Annotated in this window: 23 protein-coding genes and 1 riboswitch; of the genes, 10 read left to right on the top strand and 13 right to left on the bottom strand. The window is 68.2% G+C overall.

Annotation, left to right across the window (positions count from 1 at the left end):
• Positions 1 to 6: 6 nt before the first annotated feature.
• The 4 genes from AC5RT8_RS10315 to AC5RT8_RS10300 all read left to right on the top strand — a co-directional run bounded on the left by AC5RT8_RS10315 (position 7) and on the right by AC5RT8_RS10300 (position 3,049).
• Positions 7 to 723: an NADPH-dependent F420 reductase gene (locus AC5RT8_RS10315; RefSeq protein WP_494095610.1), complete on the top strand. Its 717-nt coding sequence runs from the start codon at positions 7 to 9 to the stop codon at positions 721 to 723.
• Positions 724 to 821: 98 nt separating this feature from the next.
• Positions 822 to 1,490: an MBL fold metallo-hydrolase gene (locus tag AC5RT8_RS10310; RefSeq protein WP_494095609.1), complete on the top strand. Its 669-nt coding sequence runs from the start codon at positions 822 to 824 to the stop codon at positions 1,488 to 1,490.
• Between the two features lie 38 nt (positions 1,491 to 1,528).
• A complete protein-coding gene (locus tag AC5RT8_RS10305; protein WP_494095608.1) occupies positions 1,529 to 2,383 on the top strand; it encodes an aldo/keto reductase in 855 nt (284 codons plus the stop codon).
• Between the two features lie 27 nt (positions 2,384 to 2,410).
• Positions 2,411 to 3,049, top strand: a complete 639-nt coding sequence (locus tag AC5RT8_RS10300) for a class I SAM-dependent methyltransferase (protein ID WP_494095607.1) — start codon at positions 2,411 to 2,413, stop codon at positions 3,047 to 3,049.
• Between the two features lie 31 nt (positions 3,050 to 3,080).
• Here AC5RT8_RS10300 and AC5RT8_RS10295 read toward each other — a convergent pair whose 3' ends face one another.
• The 3 genes from AC5RT8_RS10295 to AC5RT8_RS10285 form a co-directional block, all read right to left on the bottom strand.
• Positions 3,081 to 4,229: a baeRF2 domain-containing protein gene (locus AC5RT8_RS10295; RefSeq protein ID WP_494095606.1), complete on the bottom strand. Its 1,149-nt coding sequence runs from the start codon at positions 4,227 to 4,229 to the stop codon at positions 3,081 to 3,083.
• Between the two features lie 238 nt (positions 4,230 to 4,467).
• A complete protein-coding gene (locus AC5RT8_RS10290; protein ID WP_494095605.1) occupies positions 4,468 to 5,196 on the bottom strand; it encodes an Ltp family lipoprotein in 729 nt (242 codons plus the stop codon).
• A 355-nt stretch (positions 5,197 to 5,551) separates the two neighbouring features.
• Entirely contained in the window at positions 5,552 to 5,983 is a 432-nt protein-coding gene (locus tag AC5RT8_RS10285; protein ID WP_494095604.1) for a MarR family winged helix-turn-helix transcriptional regulator, read from the bottom strand.
• Positions 5,984 to 6,076: 93 nt separating this feature from the next.
• On the opposite strand from AC5RT8_RS10285, the gene AC5RT8_RS10280 reads away from it, so the two are divergent.
• Complete coding sequence (locus AC5RT8_RS10280; protein ID WP_494095603.1) at positions 6,077 to 6,955, top strand: alpha/beta fold hydrolase; 879 nt, start codon at positions 6,077 to 6,079, stop codon at positions 6,953 to 6,955.
• A 19-nt stretch (positions 6,956 to 6,974) separates the two neighbouring features.
• Here AC5RT8_RS10280 and AC5RT8_RS10275 read toward each other — a convergent pair whose 3' ends face one another.
• The 3 genes from AC5RT8_RS10275 to AC5RT8_RS10265 are packed head-to-tail and all read right to left on the bottom strand — an operon-like array spanning position 6,975 to position 9,611.
• The gene (locus AC5RT8_RS10275; protein WP_494095602.1) at positions 6,975 to 8,576 is read right to left on the bottom strand and encodes a DUF6297 family protein; all 1,602 of its coding nucleotides are present in this window, start codon (positions 8,574 to 8,576) and stop codon (positions 6,975 to 6,977) included.
• Between the two features lie 3 nt (positions 8,577 to 8,579).
• Positions 8,580 to 9,266: an ABC transporter ATP-binding protein gene (locus AC5RT8_RS10270; RefSeq protein ID WP_494095601.1), complete on the bottom strand. Its 687-nt coding sequence runs from the start codon at positions 9,264 to 9,266 to the stop codon at positions 8,580 to 8,582.
• 30 nt (positions 9,267 to 9,296) lie between these two features.
• Entirely contained in the window at positions 9,297 to 9,611 is a 315-nt protein-coding gene (locus tag AC5RT8_RS10265; protein WP_494095600.1) for a DMT family transporter, read from the bottom strand.
• A 10-nt stretch (positions 9,612 to 9,621) separates the two neighbouring features.
• Positions 9,622 to 9,688: riboswitch (guanidine-III (ykkC-III) riboswitch) on the bottom strand.
• A gap of 286 nt (positions 9,689 to 9,974) precedes the next feature.
• Between AC5RT8_RS10265 and AC5RT8_RS10260 the strand changes: the two genes are divergently transcribed.
• The 3 genes from AC5RT8_RS10260 to AC5RT8_RS10250 are packed head-to-tail and all read left to right on the top strand — an operon-like array spanning position 9,975 to position 12,367.
• Complete coding sequence (locus AC5RT8_RS10260; protein ID WP_494095599.1) at positions 9,975 to 10,214, top strand: hypothetical protein; 240 nt, start codon at positions 9,975 to 9,977, stop codon at positions 10,212 to 10,214.
• Positions 10,215 to 10,221: 7 nt separating this feature from the next.
• Positions 10,222 to 11,535, top strand: coding sequence for an LssY C-terminal domain-containing protein (locus AC5RT8_RS10255; protein WP_494095598.1), 1,314 nt, complete (start codon positions 10,222 to 10,224; stop codon positions 11,533 to 11,535).
• Between the two features lie 25 nt (positions 11,536 to 11,560).
• The gene (locus AC5RT8_RS10250; RefSeq protein WP_494095597.1) at positions 11,561 to 12,367 is read left to right on the top strand and encodes an SDR family oxidoreductase; all 807 of its coding nucleotides are present in this window, start codon (positions 11,561 to 11,563) and stop codon (positions 12,365 to 12,367) included.
• Here AC5RT8_RS10250 and AC5RT8_RS10245 read toward each other — a convergent pair.
• From AC5RT8_RS10245 to AC5RT8_RS10215, 7 genes are all read right to left on the bottom strand, one after another.
• Positions 12,364 to 12,855, bottom strand: a complete 492-nt coding sequence (locus AC5RT8_RS10245) for an ASCH domain-containing protein (protein ID WP_494095596.1) — start codon at positions 12,853 to 12,855, stop codon at positions 12,364 to 12,366. The genes AC5RT8_RS10250 and AC5RT8_RS10245 overlap by 4 nt on opposite strands.
• Positions 12,856 to 12,941: 86 nt before the next feature.
• Complete coding sequence (locus AC5RT8_RS10240; RefSeq protein ID WP_494095855.1) at positions 12,942 to 14,840, bottom strand: FAD-binding monooxygenase; 1,899 nt, start codon at positions 14,838 to 14,840, stop codon at positions 12,942 to 12,944.
• Positions 14,841 to 15,018: 178 nt separating this feature from the next.
• Positions 15,019 to 15,486, bottom strand: coding sequence for a ribose-5-phosphate isomerase (locus AC5RT8_RS10235; protein ID WP_494095595.1), 468 nt, complete (start codon positions 15,484 to 15,486; stop codon positions 15,019 to 15,021).
• An 8-nt stretch (positions 15,487 to 15,494) separates the two neighbouring features.
• Positions 15,495 to 16,298 (bottom strand): triose-phosphate isomerase, encoded by an 804-nt coding sequence (locus tag AC5RT8_RS10230; RefSeq protein ID WP_494095594.1) that lies wholly within the window; start codon positions 16,296 to 16,298, stop codon positions 15,495 to 15,497.
• The gene (locus AC5RT8_RS10225; RefSeq protein WP_494095593.1) at positions 16,295 to 18,043 is read right to left on the bottom strand and encodes a dihydroxyacetone kinase family protein; all 1,749 of its coding nucleotides are present in this window, start codon (positions 18,041 to 18,043) and stop codon (positions 16,295 to 16,297) included. The genes AC5RT8_RS10230 and AC5RT8_RS10225 overlap by 4 nt, the downstream gene beginning before the upstream one ends.
• Before the next feature lie 96 nt (positions 18,044 to 18,139).
• A complete protein-coding gene (locus AC5RT8_RS10220) occupies positions 18,140 to 19,135 on the bottom strand; it encodes a 3-hydroxyacyl-CoA dehydrogenase family protein (RefSeq protein WP_494095592.1) in 996 nt (331 codons plus the stop codon).
• A gap of 172 nt (positions 19,136 to 19,307) precedes the next feature.
• On the bottom strand, positions 19,308 to 20,042 hold the full coding sequence (locus AC5RT8_RS10215) for a GntR family transcriptional regulator (RefSeq protein ID WP_494095591.1): 735 nt from the start codon (positions 20,040 to 20,042) through the stop codon (positions 19,308 to 19,310).
• 210 nt (positions 20,043 to 20,252) lie between these two features.
• Between AC5RT8_RS10215 and AC5RT8_RS10210 the strand changes: the two genes are divergently transcribed.
• On the top strand, positions 20,253 to 21,671 hold the full coding sequence (locus AC5RT8_RS10210) for a GntP family permease (RefSeq protein ID WP_494095854.1): 1,419 nt from the start codon (positions 20,253 to 20,255) through the stop codon (positions 21,669 to 21,671).
• Between the two features lie 47 nt (positions 21,672 to 21,718).
• Positions 21,719 to 22,669 (top strand): sugar phosphate isomerase/epimerase family protein, encoded by a 951-nt coding sequence (locus AC5RT8_RS10205; RefSeq protein WP_494095590.1) that lies wholly within the window; start codon positions 21,719 to 21,721, stop codon positions 22,667 to 22,669.
• Positions 22,670 to 22,672 lie beyond the last annotated feature (3 nt).

Genomic DNA, 22,672 nt, shown 5'->3' with positions numbered 1-22,672 from the left:
TGAACCATGACGACACTGGGAATCATTGGAAGCGGCAACATCGGATCCGCGGTGGCCCGGCTCGCCGTCGCAGCCGGGATGAACGTTGTCATCGCGAACTCCCGCGGCCCGGAGTCGCTGCAGGATCTGGTCGCCGAGCTCGGCCCGCTGGCCCAGGCCGGAACGGTGGAAGAGGCAGCCAACGCCGGCGACGCCGTCGTTCTGTCCATTCCGCTGAAGGCGGTGTCGGAGCTGCCGGAGGGGCTGCTGGCCGGCAAGCTCGTCCTGGACACCAGCAACTACTACCCGTTCCGCGACGGCGCCATCCCCGAGCTGGTGGACAGCACCGTCACCAGCAGCGAACTGGTCCGGGACCAGCTGGGCGGGCCGCGCTACGTGAAGGTCTTCAATAACATCATGGCCGTGCACATCCCGGCGCTCGCCCGGCCGCACGGCGCCGGGGACCGTTCGGCGCTGCCCATCGCGGGCGACGACGACGCGGCGAAGGACGAGGCGAGCGCCCTCATCGACGCACTGGGCTTCGACACGGTCGATACCGGAACGCTGGCGGACAGCTGGCGGTTCGAGCCCGAAACACCGGCCTACGGACGCGTCTACTTCGAGGATCCGACCGTCTCCGATGAGCAGCTGGTGGACGCCGGCCCGGGTGCAACGCCGGCCGAGCAGCTGCAGTCCGCGCTGGACGCGGCAACGCGGGTCAACGTGGCCGAGCGCCGCTTTTAGCCGGCACGGTGCCCGCGGCGAAGTTGGCAGTGACGGTGTCGGTGGGCACCAAGCCGGAATACGCTGGAAGAGCCGTATGCCAGCGAAGGAGAGTGGCCATGGATGCACAGACCGGCACCGGAACCCCACGCCTGGACGTGAAGGAAGTGGTGCGGGAAACCGTCATCCCCGCCGGAGTGGCGGGCCCGGAACCGCTGGCGATGGACGTGCGCTGTTATGCCGTAGCGCAGCCGGCAGGCATCGTCATCATTGATACGGGCATGCCCGACGCCGAGTCGGGAATTGCAGCGGCGGTTGAAGCGCTCGGGGGAAGCTTTGCCGATGTGCGGGACATCGTCCTGACCCACCTGCATATGGACCATGTCGGGTCACTCACCGCCGTGGCCGAACGGGCGCCGCTGGCGGCCATTTACGCCGGCGGAGCCGATTCACCGGATATCCGGGCACCGCGCCGGATAACACCGATCGGAGAAGGCACCGCCATCCAGGATTTCGGAGTCCTGGCCACCCCGGGCCATACGCCGGGGCACGTGAGCCTCTTCCACGAACCCACAGGGACGCTGTTCATCGGTGACGCCGCCTTCTCCGACCTGGGCGAGGCCGTCCGCGGACCGGAAGCATTCACGGCGGATGCCGCCGTTGCCGAGGAATCCCTGGCACGGATAGCTGCCTTGGGTCCTGCCCGCATCCTGTTTGCCCACGGAGCCGAGCTGCCTTCTCCGGCGCAGGCGCTGAGCCGCCTGGCCGGCGGCCATTCCTCCGTCTGACGCGACCCGCAGTTCCGTACCTTTAAGGAGCAGGACCCATGATTCTGGACGAGACGTACATGCTGACCGACGGACGGTCCATTCCTAAGCTGGGTCTGGGCACCTGGTTCATCGAGGACGGCAGCGCCGCGCAGGCGGTCCGGGATGCCATCGAGATCGGCTACCGCAACATCGACACCGCCCAGGCCTACGGCAACGAGCGCGGCGTCGGCGAGGGGGTACGCAGCAGCGGCGTCCCGCGGGAGGAGCTGTTCGTCTCCAGCAAGCTGGCCGCCGAGATCAAGGACTACGACGGCGCCGTGGCCGCCATTGACGGGTCACTGGCCACGATGGGCCTGGACTACCTGGACCTGATGCTGATCCACAGCCCGCAGCCCTGGAACGACTGGCGCGGCGGAAACTACTCCGAGGGCAACCGGGCCGCCTGGCGGGCGCTGGAGGAAGCCCAGCAGGCGGGCAAACTCCGCTCCATCGGCGTCTCCAACTTCGAGCAGTCGGATCTGGAAAACATCATGTCGGTGTGCACGGTGGCCCCGCAGGTGAACCAGGTGCTGTTCCATGTCGGCAACACCCCGGATGACCTCCTCTCCTACTGCACCGGGCAGGGCGTCCTCATTGAGGCCTACTCCCCCATTGCGCACGGAGAGATCCTGGCGAACACCGACGTCGCCGAGATCGCGGAGCGCTACTCCGTGACCGTGCCGCAGCTGTGCATCCGCTATGCGCTGCAGCTGGGCACGGTGCCGCTGCCCAAAACCGCGAACCCGGAGCACATGCGGGAAAACGCGCAGGTCGACTTCACCATTTCCGACGAGGACATCACCACGCTGTGGCGCCTGCGGATCAGCGACTACGGGCAGTCCAGCCGGTTCCCGGTGTTCAGCGGCAAGTAGCGCCTGGACCGCGGCTACGCTTGAGCGATGGATCACAGCTTCGACAAGGACTACTGGGAGCAGCACTGGCAGGAAACTCCGGAAACGGACCCGGCCGCCGTCGCCCGTCAGCCATCCAACCCCTACGTGGCACGCCTCGCAACCGAACTTCCGGCAGGCACCGCGCTGGACGCCGGCTGCGGCACGGGTGCCGAAGCGCTGGAACTTGCGGCCCACGGCTGGGAGGTAGTGGGGGCCGACGTTTCCGCTGCAGCGCTGGCCACGGCGGCCCAGCGCGCCGAAACGGAGGCGCCCTCCGGCAGCGTGACCTGGATCGAGGCAGACCTGACCTCCTGCGAACCGGGCCGTCGCTTTGATCTGGTCACCACCAATTACGCCCACCCCGCCATGCCGCAGCTCGACTTTTATGTACGGGTTGCGGACTGGGTGGCTCCCGGCGGCACCCTGCTCATTGTCGGACACGCGCACGACCCGGAGGCAACGACGGCGCACGGGCACCACCCGCCGGACGAAACCATCGTCACCGCAGCGGGCATCTCGGCGCTCCTGGACCCCGCGGACTGGACCATCACCACGGCCGAGGAACATCCCCGAACCATGACGGCCCCGGACGGCACCCCGGTCACGCTGCGCGACGTCGTCGTCCAGGCCGCCCGCCGCCCCTGAACGCAGCGGACCGCGTTTTCTGATCCGGCCGTCAGGTCGCGTTGGCTCCGGGGGCCTCGGGTCCGGTGGGCCAGCGGAGCAGCGCGGCCACACCGACGCCGGCCGACAGGACGCCGTCGGGCACCAGGAGCAGGTCCGCGTCCGTCAGTGCACCGGCCCGCAGCAGGGCCGACGACGCGGCCACCTTGCCCAGCACCTGCGCACCCAGCGCCTGTTCCTGCGTGGTGGCCACCCATGGTTCGGCGCCGAGGGCCAGCAGCTGCCGGTCGGAAAGCTTGTTCTCATTCAGGATCAGCATCTCCACCTGTGCCTGCTGCAGCGCCTGGACCACGGCGCCGATGCCGGTGGCGGATTCCGGATTGGCCTGCCCTTCCTGTAGTGCGAGGCGGTCCATAATCTGCTCCTGCTCGGCTGCCCACAGCAGGGCAATGCGTTCCTGCACCTCGTCGTCGAAACCCTCGTGGTGGGATCCTCCGGTGCGGGTATGCGAATCCACCATGCTGACCAGCGGCTTGTGCGCCTCGGCTAGCTGGTCCCGGACCAGGCCCCGCGCGCGGACATCTCCGGCCAGCACAATCAGCCGGGCACCGCTGCTGTCCACAATCCGGTCGATCTGTTCGGCGACGTCGTCGGCGTTCCGCCGCCAGGTCTCCTCCGTCCTGCGCTGCAGCTTGTCCTGCGCCCAGCCGCCTCCGCCGGGGAGTTTGTGGATGTCCTCCCGAGACCCCTCAATGTCGCGGACATCGGCGGGACCGGGGCGTCCCACGTAGGCCAGGCGGATCTCGGCGTCCTCCCGGGAGACCTCGGCCACGATATAGGGCAGCTCCTCGGGCCGGTGCTTGAGCAGCGGCAGCAGGTCCGGAACAGGGTCCACGGAGATGTGCGCCGGGGCCACCAGCGGGCCGGGCAGAAGCTCGTTAAGTTCCACCGTGCCCTGCCGGACGAGGACAAACCGCGAGATCGGGGCGGGCAGCCCGTAGGCAGGGTCCACCGCTGTTTCCATGGCCGCCAGGTCCTCCGGCGCGGCCCCCTGGTCAGCCAGTGCCTCCCGGACGTGGCCGGGACGTACCTCGGCGGCTTCCGTGCCTTCCACCGTTCCGGCCCCGGCGTCGACGTACGCGGTGCACCACGGCCCCTGCTTCCGGTAGAGGTCCGCGTACTGGTGAAGGTGCTCAGTCACGGTGATCTCCTTCCTGCACGGGCTCTGCCGCACATCGGTTCAATCCGTGCCTCTAGCTAACACCGGCGCCTGCGGCATTTACAGGTTGCGCGGGCTGCGGGCCGCGCTGGCCGGCCTAATCCGCCGGCGGCCGGACTCTCCGGCGAAAGGCGGCCGGTTAAAAACCGAGGGATAGCCGGCAGCAACCATGCGCTGCCGGCTATCCCTTCGACGTGCCGGAGCCTCCGGCGACGGCGGACTACTTCAGGTTCGCGACGGCGTAGTCGGCTTCCTCGGGGGTGAACTGCTCACCGAACTCGGAGGTGAGCTGCTCCCGGATCGCGTCGGGAGACATGGCCATCTGCTCCTGGTACACCTGCGCCTTCTCCAGCGCGCTCTCCTTGAAGTCCACGTCCAGGTTGTCGACCGCGTACTGGGCTGCCTCCGGGGAGAACTGGCCGCCAGCGTCGGCCGTCAGCTGATCGTAGATGCCAGCCTTGCTGAGGGACATCACGGCGTAGCCCTCGGCCTGCGTCAGTGCCGACTGGTACTCCCGGGGAACGTTCGGGTCTGCTGCGGGCGTTTCCGACTCGACTGCCGTGCTGTCTCCCAGAGGTGCTGCCGGGCTGTTCTCGACAGCCGAGCCGATTGCCAGAACTCCGCCGAAGATCAGGATCATCGATACAACGACGTTCAGGACCCACACGATGATGGTGACGATCCACGCGGTCTTCTTGCCCTGCTGGTATCCCTCCAGCGGGCGGCCCTGCTTGTCCTTCTGGTTGCCGGTCAGCGTGATGATCAGGTCAACCAGCGTCCAGATACCGAAACCGCCGCCCGTGAGGAGCTTCAGGATGCCGGTTCCGATCTTGCCCAGGTAGAAGCGGTCCACACCCAGTCCGCCCAGGAAAAGCGCGAGCAGCCAGGTTGCCGTGAAGGACTTCCCGGTCCCGGTAACGGGCTTATAACTTGTTTCGGTAGTGCTCATTACGGGTTATGCCTTATCTGTATTGAGGTCGTGATTCAGTAGTCGACGACGTGAACGCGGCCAATCTTCGTCGCAACGGAGATTGCAACCGCGGTCAGTCCCCCCAGCTGTCGTACACCTGACAAATTCCCGACCTTGCGTAACCCCGCTTATATAGATCTATCCTGCTGCGCGGTTCCGGGAAAGGGAATTCGGTCGACCCAGACATAATATCCGACGGAAACGTGCCGGCTGTCCCGGCTAAAGACGGCCGAATGCCCTGGAAGTAATTGGCGGGCAGAATTCGAAGCCGCGGTCGGCAGCAGCTTTTTGGAAGCTTAAGTGCGGGCTATTGAGTATGGAAAAGAAATGCGGATCAGCGCGCGTCGGGCACCAGTTTTCGCAGGCCCGCCTCCACCAGCTCCGGCTGCCCCGGGGGCAGGTCTGCGGCCCAGCGGTCATACAGCGCATCGAAGGTCCGCCGGCCAACGGCAACCATCTGGTAGCCGTGCTCCGTCACCCGCAGGTGCTGGCGGCGCGCGTCGGCGGGGTCGTCCTCCCGGTCTACATAACCCAGCTCCTGCAGGGCGGAAATCGTCTTCGCCGCCGCCTGCCGGGAGACGCCCAGCCGCCGGGCCAGCTCCGGCGCCGTGACGGCGCCGTCGTCAATCGCCTGCAGCGCGAACTCCAGCGCGGGTGTCACGCCGGGGTGCCCCTGCCGCGCCAGTTCGGCCGAAACTTCGGCCACCAGAGCGTCGAACCCGCCCAGCAGGAGCCGGGCCAGCTGTGTACCCCGTGACTGTTCCATGGCCCGATCGTAGCCGGAATGCCAGGGCTATTGACAACCTAGTTGCCTAGTCGGAGACTGACAACCACGTTGTCATTTCGGAAGGAGCGGGCCATGACCCTCCAAGCAGCAACCCGTGCCTTCGCCTCGCACCACACCGCGGCCGTCAACGGCACCAGCCTGCATTACGTCAGCGCGGGCACGGCCGGATCCCCGATCCTCCTGGTGCACGGCTTCCCGGAATCCTGGTGGGCTTTCTCCCGGCTCCTCCCCCGGCTGACGGCAAGCCACCGCCTCTACGCCGTGGATCTGCGCGGCTTCGGGGACTCGGCGCCGGCGGACGAGGATTTCAACAGCGCCGTGGCGGCGGAGGACCTGCACCAGCTCATTCGCCTGCTCGACGTCGGCCCGGTGCACCTGGCCGGACAGGACGTAGCGGGGGCCGCACTGTTCCGGCTAGCCGCGGCGCATCCGGAGGACATCGCCAGCTTCACCGGCATCGAGCTGGGCCTGCCCGGATTCGGCCTCGAGGCCCTTGCGGACGTGACCCGGGGTGGATCCTGGCATATCGGCGTGCTGGCGGCACCGGGCATACCCGAACTGCTGTTCACCGGCCGCGAGCGCGAGCTCCTGGCCGGGTGGGCCTTTCCCTCGATGACCGCAGTTAGTGGAGCCGTCACGGAGGCCGACGTCGCCGAGTTCGCCCGCGGGTTCACCCGCCCGGGCGGCTGGCAGGGTGCGTCCGGGCTCTACCGGTCCATCCTCAGCGAAGGCGAGGAGCTCAGAAGCCTGGCGCAAGAACGGAAAATTGACTGCCCCGTGCTGGCCGTGGGCGGGTTCGGCGGGACCTTCACCGCGGACACCCTGGCCGGTGTGGCCGCCGGCGAGGTGACCTCGGTGCTGCTCGACGGCGTCGGGCACTACGTGGCGATGGAGGCACCCGGGCCCCTCGCAGAGGCCCTGCTCGGTTTCCTTGCGCGGGTGGACGACTGAGCGGATGAGAGCCTGCCGCCTACCGGGGTCGCGAATACATCACCAGCAGGACACATCCGGCAGAGAATGCCGCCTGGGCCAGCAGCAAGATCAGGGGAACGTAGCCGAGGAACAGGCCCAGCAGCAACGGCACCGCCGCCAGCAGGATCGCGTCCAGCCCCTGGGCCAGGGAACCGGTCTGCGCCGACGGCACCGGACCGAACACGGTCTCGGTAGGCGGAGCCGTCCAGTCCGGCAACGGCCGGTAGGCACCCCGGACGGCCGCGGCACCGAACCCCACCCCGGCGAACGCACCGAGCCCGATCAACGCCGGACTGCCCGCACCCAGCAGCACCAGGACCGCACAGAACGCCGTCGACCACAGGACCAGAACAGCCGCGGGCAGCGCCGTCCGGCTCAGCCGGACGGAGGCCGGGGACAGGGGCAGCAGGGAGTCCAGTCCCGGGGTGATCGCCGTCTGCCGGGCCAGGGCCCCCGCCGCCGGGACCGCCGCGCAAATGGTGAGCAGGATGATGACCAGCTGCAGCGGCGCCGGCTGCTGCCCCGCGGACAGCAGCACCGCCACGCACAGCAGGAGCAGCAGCACGGGCCGGCCCCAGATCCCGGGGGTGCGCAGGAACGCGGCGGCATCCGCCCGCAGCAGCGCACCGAACGGTGACCGGGCGCCCTTGGCATACCAGCGCCGGGCCCGGAAGGTCGTCCCGGTGCGGGCAGTACCGGCGAAGGCCCGCCCGAGCTCGTTGGTGTCCATCAGGTAGAGCGCCGCACCTGCATGCCCGGACACCCCTCCGCCGCGGACCAGTTCCCGGCCCGGGATGCGCTCCAGCCGCGCGAACACCAGCACCGAGAGTCCGACGACGGCGCCCAGCGCCGCGGCGGCGGGCCAGAGTTCCCCGGCGGCAGCTTCCCGGGGAAGGAAACTCAGCAGGGCCAGCAGCACCAGCCCAGCGGCTGCCCCGCCTGCACCGGCAGGAAACCGGGCCCGCTGCCCGTTCCCCTTCGCCGACCTGCTCTCCGTCGACAGGTTCCCCGCCGGCTGCTGGACGGCCGACTGCCGCACCGCCGCCGCCAGCAGCGCGCAGACCGCGGCTAGCCCGAAGACCACTGCCCCGGCAAGCTGCCCGGGGAGCGTTGCCTGCAGGTCGGTGATGAAGCCAACGGGCAGGTAGAGGACCGTGCCCGCCGCCCAGACCAGCCCCGTCCGGCGGACCAGCCGTCCGGCCAGGAACGGGCGCCGCTCCACGGGCAGGCCCAGCCACCAGTACCCCTCGGCCGGCGCCACGGCCACCGGCCCCACCTTCCGGGCCCCGGCCAGCACCGCCGCCAGGGCCGCGAACAACAGGACGGTGACCGCGGCGCCGTCGGGCAGGTCGGCCCAGTCCGCGGCGATGACGGTGCGGCGGCCGGCGGTACCCGCGCCCAGCGCCTTGGCGACCTCGTTCCGCATCGCCAGCACCAGCCCTCCGGCCAGGGCTCCGATAGTTGCGATTCCCAGCAGGGTGGCATAGGCATCCAGCAATACGTCCCGGATCCGGGCCTGGCCGCGGCCGTGGTTTCGGGAGGCTGCGCGGGTGTAGCGGGCCGGACGAAACGCGGTCGGCGCGGCTTCGGTACGGGTCACCGCTTACCGGCCCGCGATCTCGGCGGCGGCGCGGGCCGGCTCGATCTCCCGAACCTCGTCATCAATCAGCAGGCAGCGTTCCGCCGTCGCCAGGAGCAGCGCCGGGTCGTGCGTCACCAGCAGGACCGTACCGCCGTCGTCGGCGTACCGGCGGATCCGCTGCCCGACGCGTTCCCGCATGACCGGGTCCAGGCGCTGCTCCGGTTCGTCGAGGATCAGCAGCGAGGACGGCCGGATCAGGGCAGAGGCGAGCAGCAGCCGCCGGCGCTGGCCGGAGGAAACGGACTCCGGCACGGCATCGGCACGCTCCTGCAGGCCGAAGAAGTCCAGTTCCGCGTCGACGGCGGCATCAGGGTCCGCGACGCCGTGGCCGCGGGCCACCAGCTGCAGGTGTTCGCGCAGCGACAGGGAAGGGAAGAACGCGTCCTCGTCGAACAGGGCAGCCACCTGGCGGCGGAACGGGATGGCGTCCTCGTTGGCGGGCAGGCCGTGTACGCGCACCTCGCCGTCGAGCATCAGCTGTTTCCCCGCGATGGTGCGGGCCGCGGTGGACTTGCCGGCGCCGTTGAAGCCGACGACGCCGAGGATCTCCCCCGCGTCCGCCCGCGCGGTGATGGCGCCGCAGACGGGCGCACCCGCGTACCCCACCAGTAGGTCGGATACTTCGAGCACGGCCCCCGCAGCAGTCATGCGGTCCAATCTAGCGGTCCCGGAGCTCCTTTAGTGGAGCGACTTCAGTCCGATCACGCCGCCCACAATCATGGCCAGGAACAGGATCTTGAGCAGGGACACTGACTCTGCACCGGTGGCCATGGCGTACACGACGGTCAAGGTGGCGCCGACGCCCACCCAGACCGCGTACGAAGTCCCCAGCGGCAGTTCCCGCATGGCATAGGCGAGGCCGGCCATGCTCGCTGTGACAGCAGTGACGAAAATGGCGGACGGCCAGAACCGCGTGAATCCCTGCGACTTATCCAGGGCGGTGGCCCACACTGCTTCCAGAACGCCGGACAGCACCAGAACAATCCATGACATGGCAATCTCCCATGGGCCGTCTTGTCGCACACCGGGTACGGCACCCCTCGTCCGGGAGACCGTGTCACGGCCTCCCTTCCACGGTCGCACGCCCGGTTTCGCGGGGCAACTCCGCTTCGCGGCGGGTGAACCGCTCGGGGTTCCGGGGTTCCGGGGGGTGCCGGCCAATCGAGAGGGCACAATTTACCGTTTCCGGAATCGAGAGGGCACAAATTACCGTTTTGGGGCTGCAAATCGGTAATTTGTGCCTTTTCGATGCAGCACGGCCCTCCCCGTTGGGCCCGCCGGGGAATTCACCGCTGCCCAGTAACCGGGAAGCGCAGACCGTCGACCACGTGCTGCGAAAGTGCCAGAGTTTTAGCCATGACGGACGAACAGTTTGAGCGCGATGACCTGGGCATTGCCGCGTGGTGGCCGATGCTCACCTCCGAGTCCCGCGAGTGGCTGACCGCCAATAACGGCGACGCCGTGGAGCCGTGGATCGTGGAGGAGATCGCCCGCAGCCGCGGCATGGATACCGACGGCAGCGGAGCGTACTACCTGCCTGACGCCGCCGTGGACTGGATCGAGGCCCGGGCAAACGGCGAAATCCCCGGGCTCTGACGTCCGGATGACCTCGCCGGGCACCGTCGCGGAGCCCGACGGCGGGCCGGCGGCAACCGCCGTCGACTGGGCCTTCTTCACGGTCAGCGCCATTGGGGCGGCCTGGTTCGCTGTCCTGTTGTTTGAAGAGACCCTGCAGCTGCGGCACATCGGATTCCTGGTGGCGTTCTGGGCGGTGCTGGCCTATTTGGTGCTGCCGCGGGTGGACCGGGTGCTGACGCGGATCTTCATCCCCGATTACTTCATGGGCCGCACCCGCACCAGTGCCGGACTGTTCGGCGACGCCGTCAACCTGGCCTTCCTCGGCAGCGAAGGCCAGCTGCGCGGTGCACTGGAACGGGCAGGCTGGAAGCTCGCGGACCCGGTAACCCTGTCCAGCAGCTGGCGAATTGTTTCCTCCACCCTGCTGCACCGCAGCTACGTCCATGCCCCGGTGAGTCCCCTGCTCCTGTTCGGACGGCAGCAGGATTTTGCCTATGAGCAGGAAATGCACGGCAACCCGCGGCAACGCCACCACGTCCGTTTCTGGCGTTGCCCCGAGGGGTGGATGCTCCCCGGGGGCATTGCCGCGGACTGGCTGGGCGCTGCGTCCTTTGACCGCGCCGTCGGTCTCTCCCTGTTCACCCTGCAGGTCACGCACCGGGTCGGGGAGAACATCGACGCCGAACGGGACTATCTGGTCGGGTCACTTCGGGACTCGTCCCCCGAGACGTCCGTGGAGGTCATCAAGAACTTCTCCACTGGGTATCACTCCCGCAACGGCGGCGGGGATTCGATCGCCACCGACGGTGACCTGCCGGTGGTGAATGTGGGCAACCTTCCGGAGAACGGTCCCGCCGTGCCCGTCGGTTCGTCAACCCGGCGGGACCGGCCGCCCGCAGCCGTGATCTTCGGTGCGGTTCTGGTGCTGCTGCGCGGATTCGCTGCCCTGGCCGTGGCCGCGCCTTCCCTGGTCCACCTGGCCGACTTCTCCCTGGTGATCAACCTGCTGGGCACGCAGAGCCGCGGGGTCGCCGAGCTGGGCAGCGCCTATGCTCCCACGAGCGTCTCGCTCACCGTTTTCGCCGCGGTGGAGGCGGTGCTGGCGGTGCTCATTCTGCGCGGCAGCAACGGGGCCCGGCTCACTGCCATGTCCTTGAGCTCGATCGCCATTGCCGTGCAGCTGGCTGCCGTGTCCGCCGGCCCCGAAGCCGCGCTGCGGACCAATCTGTTCGGCTTCGCCTTCGACGTCCTGCTCATCCTCGCCCTGTCCGGTGATCAGGCCCGAATCTATGCCCGGGGGAGGCACCGGCGTCGTTCCGTCCTTCGCGGCGCTAGCTAGTCCGCCGGTTCGCTAGCATGGCCCGATGACTACCCCTCCCCTGGCCGGACGCACCGCCGTCGTCACCGGTGTCAGCCGCACGCGCGGCATTGGCTTCGCGGTTGCCGCAAGGCTGGCTGACATGGGTGCCAGCCTGTACCTGCAGCACTATGCCCCGCACGACGCCACGCAGCCGTGGGGTGCCGAGGACGTCGGCGAAGTGATGGACCTGCTGCGGGAACGGCTGCAGCCCGGTGCCCGGCTTGCGCACGGCGAGCATGACTTCACCCAGCCGGACGCCGCCGGGGACATGGTGCGCGACGCCGCCGAGGCCCTGGGACACCTGGACATCCTCATCTGCAACCACGCCCGCAGCGGCGGCGACGGCCCGCTGCTGTCCCTGGATGCAGCCATGCTGGACGCGCACTGGTCCGTCAACACCCGCTCGGTGCTGCTGGCTACGGCCCGCTTCGCCGACCAGCACGACGGCCGGCCGGGCGGCCGCGCCATCTGGTTCACGAGCGGCCAGCTGCTGGGGCCGATGCCCGGGGAAATTGCCTACGCCACCTCAAAGGCGGCCCTGGCCGGCGTTACCGCCTCGGTATCCGCAGACCTGGCGGAGCGCGGCATCCTCCTCAATACCGTCAATCCGGGACCGGTCAACACGGGCTACCTCGATCCGGAGACGGCGGACCGCCCCCTGGACGTGGTCGACGACGTCGGCTCCAGCTTCCCGGGCGGCAGCATCGGCACCCCGGATGATCCGGCCCGGCTCATCGCCTGGCTTGTTTCGGATGAAGGACGCTGGGTTATTGGCCAGACGCTCAGCACCGAAGGCGGATTCCGGCGCTAAGCCGGCCACACCACTTCGAAGCGCTCGAACACAATCTCCTCGGCTTCGGACCAGGTGGCGCCCCGTGCCGCGGCAGTGCGCTCCCAGTACTGCTGGTGTTCCCGTCGCCAGGACTCGAGGCTGCGATCGCCTTCGCCTTCGTCGCGGGCAAACGCGGCGTCGGCGTCCGCGAAGCTGCCTAGCTTCAGTTCCACCGTCCGCAGGATCACCCGCGGAACCCCGGCACTGTCGCAGACAATCCAGTGGGTGCCGATCCGCGGCAGCTGCGACCCCTCGTCCACATACTCCGCAACCAGCGAAGACGTTGAGCGTTTGCGGCCGTCCAGCACCAGGGCCAGCAGCTCATCCGCCATCTCCGGGGAATCGCCGAAGGTCTCCACGTTGTACTCGCCGTCGGCGGCGGCCTGGTCGGGGAAGGCGAGGGCGTAGTCGTCCCAGAAGAGCGCGGCGGCGTCAAAGTCGGGGGTGATGGGTGCTGGGGTGTCCATACGGGCCAGTCTGCCAGCTTGGTGCGGTTAACGCAGGACGACGGCGGCACCTAAGCCGCCGCCGTCGTCGTACGTTGTGAAGCTGCCTACGCCTGCGGCTGGCGGGCCGGCAGCAGCGGCGCGAAGAATTCCGCCAGTTCAGCGGTGGCCGTCAGCGGCAGCACATTGGCCACGTACTGATCCGGGCGGACCACCACCACGGCGCCGTCGCGGGAAATCCCGCGCTGCTCGAAGATGTCGGCGGCCGGGTCCGCACCGTAGACCTTGGAGAGATCATCCAGCTGGAACGGCCCCACCTGCGGCTTGAACACCGGCGGCACTACGCCGAGATCGATGCCGGTGTGGTCCTGCTGGTAAATCACCTTCACGTCGAACCAGGCATCCCGGTCCTCACCCTCCGGCGTGGCGGCGAGCGGGGAGTCCGGCGCGGAGTCCAGCCATTCGGCCAGCTCGGTGACCGGCGAGGGGGTTCCGGCCGGGGCGGCGTCGGCGAAGACATAGATGCGCCATTTGCCGTCCGCCCGCGCCTGGTGGCCCAGCTGCACCGGGTTCGTGTCGGACACCCGCAGCACGGGTGCGGACTTGAAGCGCTTGCCGAGGGTGAATCCGGCGGCCAGGTCCTGGTGCGTCGCGTCGGCTATGAGCATGGAGGGGGTGTACTCGGTCATGAAGCCGGCCGGGAATTCGGCGGTGCGGACGTAGAAGTCCTCCAGGTCCGAGGGGTTCTCGAACTCTTCGGGCTTCTTCGCCATGAGTGTGGACCACTCTTTATCGAAGTCGATGAGGTTCTTCGCGACCACCTGGCGCTCGGCCGAGTAGGTGGAGAGCAGGCTTTCCGGGCTGCGGCCGTCCAGCACGTGGCCGAGCTTCCAGCCCAGGTTGAAGCCGTCCTGCATGGACACGTTCATGCCCTGCCCGGCCTTGGCACTGTGCGTGTGGCAGGCGTCGCCCGTGATGAACACGCGCGGGGTGCGCGTGCCCAGGTCCTCCGGCCGGACGTCGTCGAACCGGTCGGTGAGCCGGTGGCCCACCTCGTAGACGCTGTGCCAGGCGACGTTGCGGACATCGAGGGTGTAGGGGGCCATGATGCCGTTGGCCTTGGCGATGATCTGGTCAATGGAGGTTTTGCGGACGGCACCGTTGTCGCCCTCGGGCACGACGCCGAGGTCCACGTACATACGGAACAGGTGGCCGCCCTCGCGCGGGATAAGCAGGATGGACCCGCCGTTGGAGGACTGGATGGCGCACTTGGTGCGGATGTCGGGGAAGTCGGTGTTGGCCAGCACGTCCATCACACCCCAGGCGTGGTTGGCCTTGTCGCCGGCCATGGTGCAGCCGATGGCCTCGCGGACCTTGCTGCGGGCGCCGTCGGAGCCGACCACGTACTTGGCTTTCACCGTGCGCTCGGTGCCCTTGTCCGGGCCGGCGGTGGACAGGAGGGTGACGGTGACCGGGTACTCGGCGTCGTCGTCGACCTCCAGGCTGCGGAACTCGAAGCCGTAGTCGGGCCGCATGCGGGTGGGCGAGTTGGCCATGAACCGGGCGAAGTAGTCCAGCACGCGGGCCTGGTTGACGATGAGGTGCGGGAATTCGCTGATGCCGTGCGGGTCATCCAGGGCGCGGCCGGAGCGGACGATGTTTTCCGGGTTTTCCGGGTCCGGGCGCCAGAAGCACATCTCGGTGATGCGGTACGCCTCGGCGGTGATTTCCTCCGCGAAGCCGAAGGCCTGGAAGGTTTCCACGCTGCGGGCCTGGATGCCGTCCGCCTGGCCGATCGCCAGTCGGCTGTCCCGCCGCTCCACGATCCGGGTGGTAACACCGGGGAACTGCGAGAGCTGTGCGGCGGTAAGCATCCCGGCGGGACCGGAACCGACAATCAGCACGTCCACTTCGTCGGGAAGGTCTGCGGGGCGGTCGATGCCGGTGCCGGCGGCGGGCTGGACGCGGGGGTCGCCGGATACGTAACCGTGGTGGTGGAACTGCACGGGTGTCCTCACTTCGTTGTGGCCTGATGCCGCCGATCGTGTTCGTTATTTGAACAGAACGTTCGATAGTCGAACCGCCGGCGGTGTAGCCACTGTACGGGAGGCATGACGTGCGTCACAACCTTTACAGAATGTGTGACACCCGCCGCAGCGTAGGGGGCCTGCGGAACGCGGCTCGTCAGGCGTTCTCGTAGCCGCTGATCGCTTCCACCTTCCCCGCCGAGGCGCTTTCCGGATCGAAGACGTAGCTCAGCCATTCCTTGGCCAGCCGGCGGGCCAGTTCAATCCCGACCACCCGCTGGCCCATGCACAGCACCTGGGCGTTGTTGCTCAGCACGGAGCGCTCCACCGAGTAGGAGTCGTGGGCGGTGACCGCGCGGATGCCGGGCACCTTGTTAGCGGAGATGGCCACACCCAGGCCGGTGCCGCAGACCAGCAGGGCCCGGTCCGCCTCGCCGGAGGCCACCTTCCGCGCCGCATCCACGGCGACGTGCGGATAGTCGGTGTTTTCCGTGTCGGAGACGCCGACGTCGACCACGCTTTCCACCCGCTCGTCTGCCTCGAGGTCCTTGCGCAGGATCTCCTTGTAGTCATATCCGGCGTCGTCGCCGCCGATGACAATCCGCAGCTTCCGATTCTCGCTCATGGCGTCCTTCACTTTCTTTCGATGGGGTTTGGGGTAACGGACATGAAGTGGGCGGCGGAGGGAACCGTGCCGGCGACGATTTCCAGCAGACGCAGGTAGCCTTCCGGGGTCCATGCGGACCGGCCCACGAACAGACCGTCCACATGCTCCAGCCCGAGCAGCCCGGCGGCGTTCGCCGGCGAGACGGACCCGCCGTAGAGCAACCCGGCAACCCTGCCTGCATAGGCCTCGGCGAGGGCCGCGAAGGGACCGTCGAGTTCCGCCGGTGCCGCCGGCCGTCCGCCGGACCCGATGGCCCAGACCGGCTCGTAGGCGATCAGCACCCGGGAGAGCTGGCCTTCATCCAGGCCGTCGAGGGCATGGCCGGCCTGGCGCAGGATGTACCCGGCAGATCCGCCGGCATCCTTCACCTCCGCAGGCTCCCCGATGCACAGCAGCGGGGTGAGCCCGTGGCGCAGGACGGCGGCGACCTTCCGGCGGGCCGTTTCATCCGTCTCGCCGAAATGTTCCCGCCGCTCGGAGTGGCCGATCTCCACCAGCTGCGCACCGGCGTCGGCCACCTGGGGAACCGACACCTCTCCCGTCCATGCTCCGCTGTCCTCCCAGTGGGCGTTCTGCGCGCCCACGAGTATGCGGCGGTCCGCGGACAGGATCCCGGCCACTGCGGAAAGGGCGGTGGCCGGCGGGATGATGAACGGCCTGATGCCGTGGAGGCTCTGGCCGGACAGCCCGTCCAGCAGGGCGGCTGCATACTGCCGCGCCTCGCCCACGGTTTTGTTCATCTTCCAGCTGGTGCCGAGCCAGACCGTCACGGCTGCTCCGCGGGAACCGGCGAACCCGACTGCAGGAAACCGCCCAGCGCCTGCATCAGGACGGAGAAGGAGTACGCCCCGGGATCGGGGGTGCCGAGGCTCTTCTCACCCAGGATGCGGGACCTGCCCAGCCGTGAGGTGATGTCGGCGGTGGCTTGGGCCGCATCGTGTGCCGCGGCCGAAGCCTTCAGGACGGATCCGGCCAGGTCTCCGGTTTCCGCGAACTCCGCCAGGAGGACATCGCGGAACGGCAGGGCGGCGTCCACCATCGTTTTGTCGCCGGGCCGGGCGCCGCCGAGGCGGACCACCGCGTCGATGCCGGCCGCCAGCGCCTGCACGACGTCGGCCGGGCCGACGGCGCGCGAGTCGTCAAAGACGCCGCCGGCGGCGGTCAGGGCAGCACCCCACAACGCCCCCGACGTTCCGCCGGCCTCCTCAGCCCAGGCCTCCCCCGCCTGCAGCAGCACCGTGCGGGCCCCGGCACCCTCCCCGGCGGCATCCCGGGCGGCGGCCGCGGCACCCCTGGTGCCGTAGGCCATGCCCTGGCCGTGGTCGCCGTCGCCGGCCACCGCGTCCAGCCGGCCGAACCGGTCCTCCTGTTCGGCGGCGGTGGTGCGGAACAGATCCAGCACCTCGACAATCCGGGCGGCGGATTCCCGCGACTCCTGGGCTGCTTCCGGAATGGGATCCGCACCGGGAATGTGGACGCTGGTCCGGGCCGGATCGGCCGGTGCGGCGCCCGCCGCGCGGCGGAAGGCCGGAGTGTCTGCGGGGGCCAGCCAGTACCGTTCAAGTTCTTCATCCAGGAAGACCACGCTCAGGGACAGCCCGGCCATGTTGAGGCTCGTGACATGTTCGCCCACCTCGGGGCCCACCACGGTGAAGCCCCGTTCGGCCAACTGTGCGGCAACCCGTCCGTAGACCACGAAGAGTTCCTCATACTTGACCGTTCCGAGTCCGTTCAGGACCACTGCCACCCGCCCGCCGTACCCGCCGTCCACCCGGTCCGGCTCTTCCTCCAGCACACCCTCGAGCAAAAGGTCCGCCACTTCCTCGGCGGTGCCCATCGGCACCTCCCGGATGCCGGGTTCCCCGTGAATGCCCAGTCCGATGGCCATCTGCCCTCCGGGCACATGGAACAGTGCCTCAGCCGCACCGGGCAGGGTGCAGCCCTCGAACGCGACGCCGTAGGACCGCGTGGCATCGTTGGCCTTCCACGCCACCCGCTCCGCCTCATCCAGATCCGCTCCGGCCGCAATCGCCGCCCCAGCGATCTTGAAGACCACCAGGTCCCCCGCAATCCCGCGCCGCTCCCGGTGGCTATGCGAGGGGCCCGAGGCAATGTCATCGGAGACACGAATGATGCGTACGTCCACGCCTTCGGCGCGCAGCTTTTCGGCCGCCTGCCCGAAGTGCAGGACGTCCCCGGCATAATTGCCGAAGCCCAGCAGCACGCCCCCGCCGTTTTCCGCGGACCGGGCCACGGAGTAGACCTGGGAGGCCGACGGCGAAGAGAAGATGTTCCCGCACGGCGCACCGTGGGCCAGCCCTGGCCCCACCCATCCGGCGAAGGCCGGGTAGTGGCCGGAGCCGCCGCCGATGACCAGAGCGGGCTGGTCCTTCGGTGTCTGTGTGGACCGCACCACCCCGCCGTGGGCGAGCATTACGTGTTCGGGATGGGCAGCGGTGTATCCGCGCAGGGCATCGACGGCGAAGTCCGCGGGATTGTTCAAAAGGTAGGTCATCGTTCCAGCTCTCCAGCCATGGGTGTCTGCATGCCCGCCGGCGACAGCATCGTCAACCTTCGCCCGCCCGGCGGAACGGGCGTTGTCAGCGTGGGATCATCGGGCCTGCGGCGCAGCGGAGCCGTCTTCACGGCCGGCCTGCTCGGCAGGGCTGGGGCCGAGCTCCTGCAACAGCCCGGACATGGCAACATACGCCTTGTTCCGGTACGCCACAAGGTCCTGTGTCTGGTCCGCGGGGATTTGCAGGAACCCGGCACCGGACTTGGTGCCGAGCTTGCCGGCATCCACCAGGTCCTTGAGGATGCGCGGGGTGGCAAAGCGTTCCGGGAAGGAGGTCTGCAGCGATGCATAGCAGAAGGAGTAGACGTCCAGGCCGGCCATGTCCGCAATGGCGAAGGGGCCGAAGAACGGCAGCCGGAACCCGAAGGTCGTCCGGACCAGGGTGTCCACATCCTCCGCCGAGGCAATGCCGTCCTCGACCACCTGGGCGGCCTCATGGAAGAGCGCGTACTGGAGCCGGTTCAGTACGAAGCCGGTGACATCCTTGACCACGGCCGCCTGCTTGCCGGTGAGCGCTACGATCTCCCGCGCCGTCTCAACGGTTGCCGCGGACGTGCCGGCATGCGGAATGACTTCCACGCCCGGAATGAACGGGGCGGGATTGGAAAAGTGCACGCCGAGGAACCGTTCCGGGGAGGAAACCGCTTCGGCCAGCGTGGCAATCAGGATGGTGGACGTGTTGGAACCGATGACGGAGTCGGCAGGTGCGGCCTCGCTGATCCGGCGCAGCGTCGCGTGCTTGATGTCCAGGATTTCGGGGACGGCTTCCTCGATGTAGGAGGCGTCGGCTACGGCGGCTTCAATGCTGGGGGCCGCCCACAGGTTTTTGCGCAGGTCCTCCACTGCCCCAGCGGGGAAAAGCCCGTCGGCAACGAACTGCTGCGCCTCGGTGAGCAGGCGTTCAAGGTTCTTTTCGGCCACGTCCTGTGACACGTCCGCCAGGGCGACGCGCGCTCCCCCGAGCGCGAGGACCTGGGCGATGCCGCCGCCCATGTATCCGGATCCGACTACGGCTACTGTTCGCTGGGTCAAGGTGTCCTCCGGGTGCGCGTTGGACAGTTCCGGATTGACTAACTACCGGACTGTTTCGTGTTTCCTATAGGAAACACATCCGGAAGTGTGATGTCAACCACATGCGGCCACGAAGGTTTGGCTGGTACGGGCCAGGGAGTGCAGCGGCTACCCGCCCGCCGCCCCGGCGGGTTTACCGAGGGATATCTGAGCCGTTTTCGTGCTGCTGCTCCCGGGCGGCCCGCTCGCGGACGCCGGAGATATGCGTGACCATCGCCCGCCGCGCCGCAGCGGGGTCGCCGGCCCGCATGGCAGCCAGAATGGAGTTGTGTTCCTCGATGGCAACCCGGGCATCACGCACCCCCGTGCCGCCGAACAGACGGAAACGGTGCACGTGGCCGCCGAGGGAGTTGTACGCGCCGATCAGGAAGCGGTTCCGCGTCTGCTCGGTGATCATGCGGTGGAAGCGCTCATCCGCCTCCCAGTAGGAGCTGTAGTCGGAGAAGGAGGGCCCGTTGGGCGCCCGGCGGAGATCCTCGATGGAGCGAGCCAGCTCAGCAAGGAAGGGCTCGTCCGCGCGGACGCAGGCCACCTCGGCACTGTGGGGCTCGATAAGTAGGCGCGCTTCCATCAGGTCCATGAGTTCGGCGGGGCTGAGTACGGGGGCAACCCGGTAGCCGCGCAGAGCCGCCCGCACCACCATGCCGGTGGCTTCAAGCCGGGCCAGGGCCTCCCGGACCGGAGTGGGAGAGACCCCCAGGTCCCGGGCGGTGCCGTCGATGCTCAGCGGGTCGCCCGATTTCAGCTTTCCGTCCATGAGCCGGGCCAGGATTTCCTTGTACACCTGATCGGCCAGGACGTTGCGCTGCACCCAGGTCCCGCCTGCCGCACCCGTACCCATACCACTCCCGCTGCTCGCTTCTGCCATGCCTCAGATTCTCCCATGCGTCCGCCGGAGCAAATACCCTCAGAGCTCCAAGCCCCGCCGGCTGCACGATCAGCACTCCGCGCCCGGGCCATGGACGCCGGCTGGACAGTTTTCAAAGATCCTATAGGGTATAGCCAGATCTTCCGCCTGTGGTGTGCATCACAATGCCACGGCACTGTCCGCGCGATCAAAGGTGTTCACGCCATGCATATGCTGCCTTCCGCCGTGCCGGCGGAAACGCTCGTCCTTTCCGAACGGCCCGCCTGGGCGCTCATCCTTATTGCCGTGGCGGCAATTGCCGTCCTGCTACTGCTGATCATCCGCCTCCGGGTCCATGCATTCTTCGCGCTGATCATCATCAGCATCCTCACGGCTCTGGCGGCAGGGATTGGCGTAGGCGACGTCATGACCGTCGTCGTCGCCGGGTTCAGCACCACCGTGGGCACCGTCGCCCTGCTGGTCGGCTTCGGCGCCGTCCTCGGCCGGCTGGTCGAGGTGTCGGGCGGTGCACAGGTCCTCGCGGACGTCATGCTGCGCCGGTTCGGCGAAAAACGTGCCCCGCTGGCCCTGGCCGTGGCTTCGCTGTTCTACGCCTTCCCCATCTTCCTCGACGCCGGCTTCATCGTGATGCTGCCCATCATCTACACAGTGGCCCGCCGGCTCGGCGGATCGTTCATGCTGTACGTGCTGCCTTCCATCGGTTCCTTCCTGATGATGCACGCGCTGACTCCCCCGCACCCCGGCCCCACGGCGGCGGCTACGGTCATGGGTGCCGACGTCGGCATGGTCATCCTGGTGGCCCTGCTGGTCGGGCTGCCGGCGTGGTACCTCGCCGGCTACCGGCTCGCCCTGCTCATTGCCAGGCGCTACCCGAACATGCCGGTGCCGAACCTGCTGGGCGAAGCGGACCTGGATAAGGAAACGCCGCGGCCGGGCTTTTGGACCATCATTGTTGTCCTGCTGCTGCCGCTGGTCCTGATTTTCTTCAATACCCTCTTCACCACCCTCGAGGCGAGCGGATCCGTGGATGACGGAAATGTCCTTTTCCAGCTCTCCCGCCTGATCGGGACCACCCCGGTTGCCCTGCTGATCGCCACGCTGGCGGCAATGTACCTGCTGTATATCCGTCCGCGCCGCGGCCGCGGCAGCATCGGCAGTGCCCTCGAGGACCTGGTGGACAACGCGCTGGCTCCGGTCTGCTCCATCATTCTGATTACCGGTGCCGGCGGCGCCTTCGGACGGGTCCTGACCGAGACCGGGATCGGCGGCACCATCGCCTCGGGGCTGGACGCCATCGGGCTTCCCGTGATCCTCGCCGGTTTCCTCGTGGCCGTGGCCTTCCGGGTGGCGCAGGGATCGGCCACCGTGGCCGCAACCACCGCCGGATCCATCATGGCCCCCGCCGTGGCGGAACTGGGCGTCTCCGGCGTGGCCCTTGCCGCCGTCGTCGTCGCGATCGCGGCCGGATCCATCACTTTCTCGCATGTCAACGATTCAGGCTTCTGGCTGATCGGCAAGTTCTGCGGCTTTGACACCCTCACCACGCTGAAGACCTGGACCGTAGTGGCCACCGCCATCGGCTTCCTGTCCTTCGCCCTCGCCTGGGCGGTTTACGCCATCGCCGGATAATCCTCACCCGCCCCGACCGCTGCACATCCGCACCTAAGGAGAAAGCAATGTCCTACACACCTGAAACCTGGCCGATCGGCGCCGCCCTGCTGAACTTCACCGGGGTGACGGAGGATGGCCGCGACCGCACGCTGGCGGGACCGGACGCCTGGAAACAGACCCTGCGCGAGGTGCATCTCGCCGGTTTCGAGCACGTTGACCTGACCGATTCCTGGGTCCGGGCGGCCGACCTGGGCTCCGAGGGCCGGCGGCAGCTGCTGAAAACCGCCCGCTCCTACGGCCTTGAATTCTCTGACCTGGCGGTGACCCGCAAAAGCGTGATCACCCCGGATGAGGAGCAGGCCCGGCGGAACCTCGACTACGCCAAGCGGACCATTGACGCGGCCGCCGACCTGGAAGCTCCCATGGTATGCCTGGGACTGCACGATCCCTTCACTCCGGAGCAGAAGGAGGCCACCTGGTTTTGGCTGGCCCAGGGAGCCGAGGACGAGGACACCCCGGAGAACCGGGAGAAAGCCGCAGCGCGTTTCCGCGAACTCGGGGAATACGCGGCCGGGCGCGGGGTGAGCCTGTCGCTGGAAATGTACGAGGGGACCTTCCTGGGCACGGCGGACAGCTCCGTGGAGCTGGTCACGGCGGTGGATCTGCCTAATGTGGGCCTCTGCCCGGACATCGGCAACATCGTCCGCCTGCACCGGGAGGTGGAGGACTGGCGCGAGATGCTGACGAAGATGCTGCCGCACACCAACTACTGGCAGCTGAAAAACTACTTCCGGGACTATGACCCGGCCACCGGTGCCTACGCGTCCGCACCTGCGCCGCTCGCCCTGGGCTTCATCAACTACCGCGAGGCGATCGGGATGGCCCTGGCCGCGGGCTTCGGCGGCCCGATGTGCGTGGAGCACTACGGCGGCGACGGGCTGAGCGTCACCGCCATGAACCGCGACTATATCCGCGATATCCTCCGGGCCAAGCTTCCGGAGGCAGCGGAGGGTTAAGCA

This window comes from Arthrobacter sp. Ms25 (genome assembly GCF_059090365.1).
Note: the sequence above shows the minus strand (reverse complement) of the source record. Positions and strands in the feature narration are given on the sequence as shown.

Bases quoted from the DNA above. Each gene is read 5' to 3' on its own strand.
- AC5RT8_RS10305 (WP_494095608.1), top strand. From the start codon at position 1,529: ATGATTCTGGACGAGACGTACATGCTGACCGACGGACGGTCCATTCCT.
- AC5RT8_RS10245 (WP_494095596.1), bottom strand. From the start codon at position 12,855: ATGGACACCCCAGCACCCATCACCCCCGACTTTGACGCCGCCGCGCTC.
- AC5RT8_RS10235 (WP_494095595.1), bottom strand. From the start codon at position 15,486: ATGAGCGAGAATCGGAAGCTGCGGATTGTCATCGGCGGCGACGACGCC.
- AC5RT8_RS10285 (WP_494095604.1), bottom strand. From the start codon at position 5,983: ATGGAACAGTCACGGGGTACACAGCTGGCCCGGCTCCTGCTGGGCGGG.
- AC5RT8_RS10300 (WP_494095607.1), top strand. From the start codon at position 2,411: ATGGATCACAGCTTCGACAAGGACTACTGGGAGCAGCACTGGCAGGAA.
- AC5RT8_RS10215 (WP_494095591.1), bottom strand. From the start codon at position 20,042: ATGGCAGAAGCGAGCAGCGGGAGTGGTATGGGTACGGGTGCGGCAGGC.
- AC5RT8_RS10290 (WP_494095605.1), bottom strand. From the start codon at position 5,196: ATGAGCACTACCGAAACAAGTTATAAGCCCGTTACCGGGACCGGGAAG.
- AC5RT8_RS10255 (WP_494095598.1), top strand. From the start codon at position 10,222: ATGACCTCGCCGGGCACCGTCGCGGAGCCCGACGGCGGGCCGGCGGCA.
- AC5RT8_RS10250 (WP_494095597.1), top strand. From the start codon at position 11,561: ATGACTACCCCTCCCCTGGCCGGACGCACCGCCGTCGTCACCGGTGTC.
- AC5RT8_RS10270 (WP_494095601.1), bottom strand. From the start codon at position 9,266: ATGACTGCTGCGGGGGCCGTGCTCGAAGTATCCGACCTACTGGTGGGG.
- AC5RT8_RS10225 (WP_494095593.1), bottom strand. From the start codon at position 18,043: ATGACCTACCTTTTGAACAATCCCGCGGACTTCGCCGTCGATGCCCTG.
- AC5RT8_RS10260 (WP_494095599.1), top strand. From the start codon at position 9,975: ATGACGGACGAACAGTTTGAGCGCGATGACCTGGGCATTGCCGCGTGG.
- AC5RT8_RS10315 (WP_494095610.1), top strand. From the start codon at position 7: ATGACGACACTGGGAATCATTGGAAGCGGCAACATCGGATCCGCGGTG.
- AC5RT8_RS10280 (WP_494095603.1), top strand. From the start codon at position 6,077: ATGACCCTCCAAGCAGCAACCCGTGCCTTCGCCTCGCACCACACCGCG.
- AC5RT8_RS10210 (WP_494095854.1), top strand. From the start codon at position 20,253: ATGCTGCCTTCCGCCGTGCCGGCGGAAACGCTCGTCCTTTCCGAACGG.
- AC5RT8_RS10310 (WP_494095609.1), top strand. From the start codon at position 822: ATGGATGCACAGACCGGCACCGGAACCCCACGCCTGGACGTGAAGGAA.
- AC5RT8_RS10205 (WP_494095590.1), top strand. From the start codon at position 21,719: ATGTCCTACACACCTGAAACCTGGCCGATCGGCGCCGCCCTGCTGAAC.
- AC5RT8_RS10265 (WP_494095600.1), bottom strand. From the start codon at position 9,611: ATGTCATGGATTGTTCTGGTGCTGTCCGGCGTTCTGGAAGCAGTGTGG.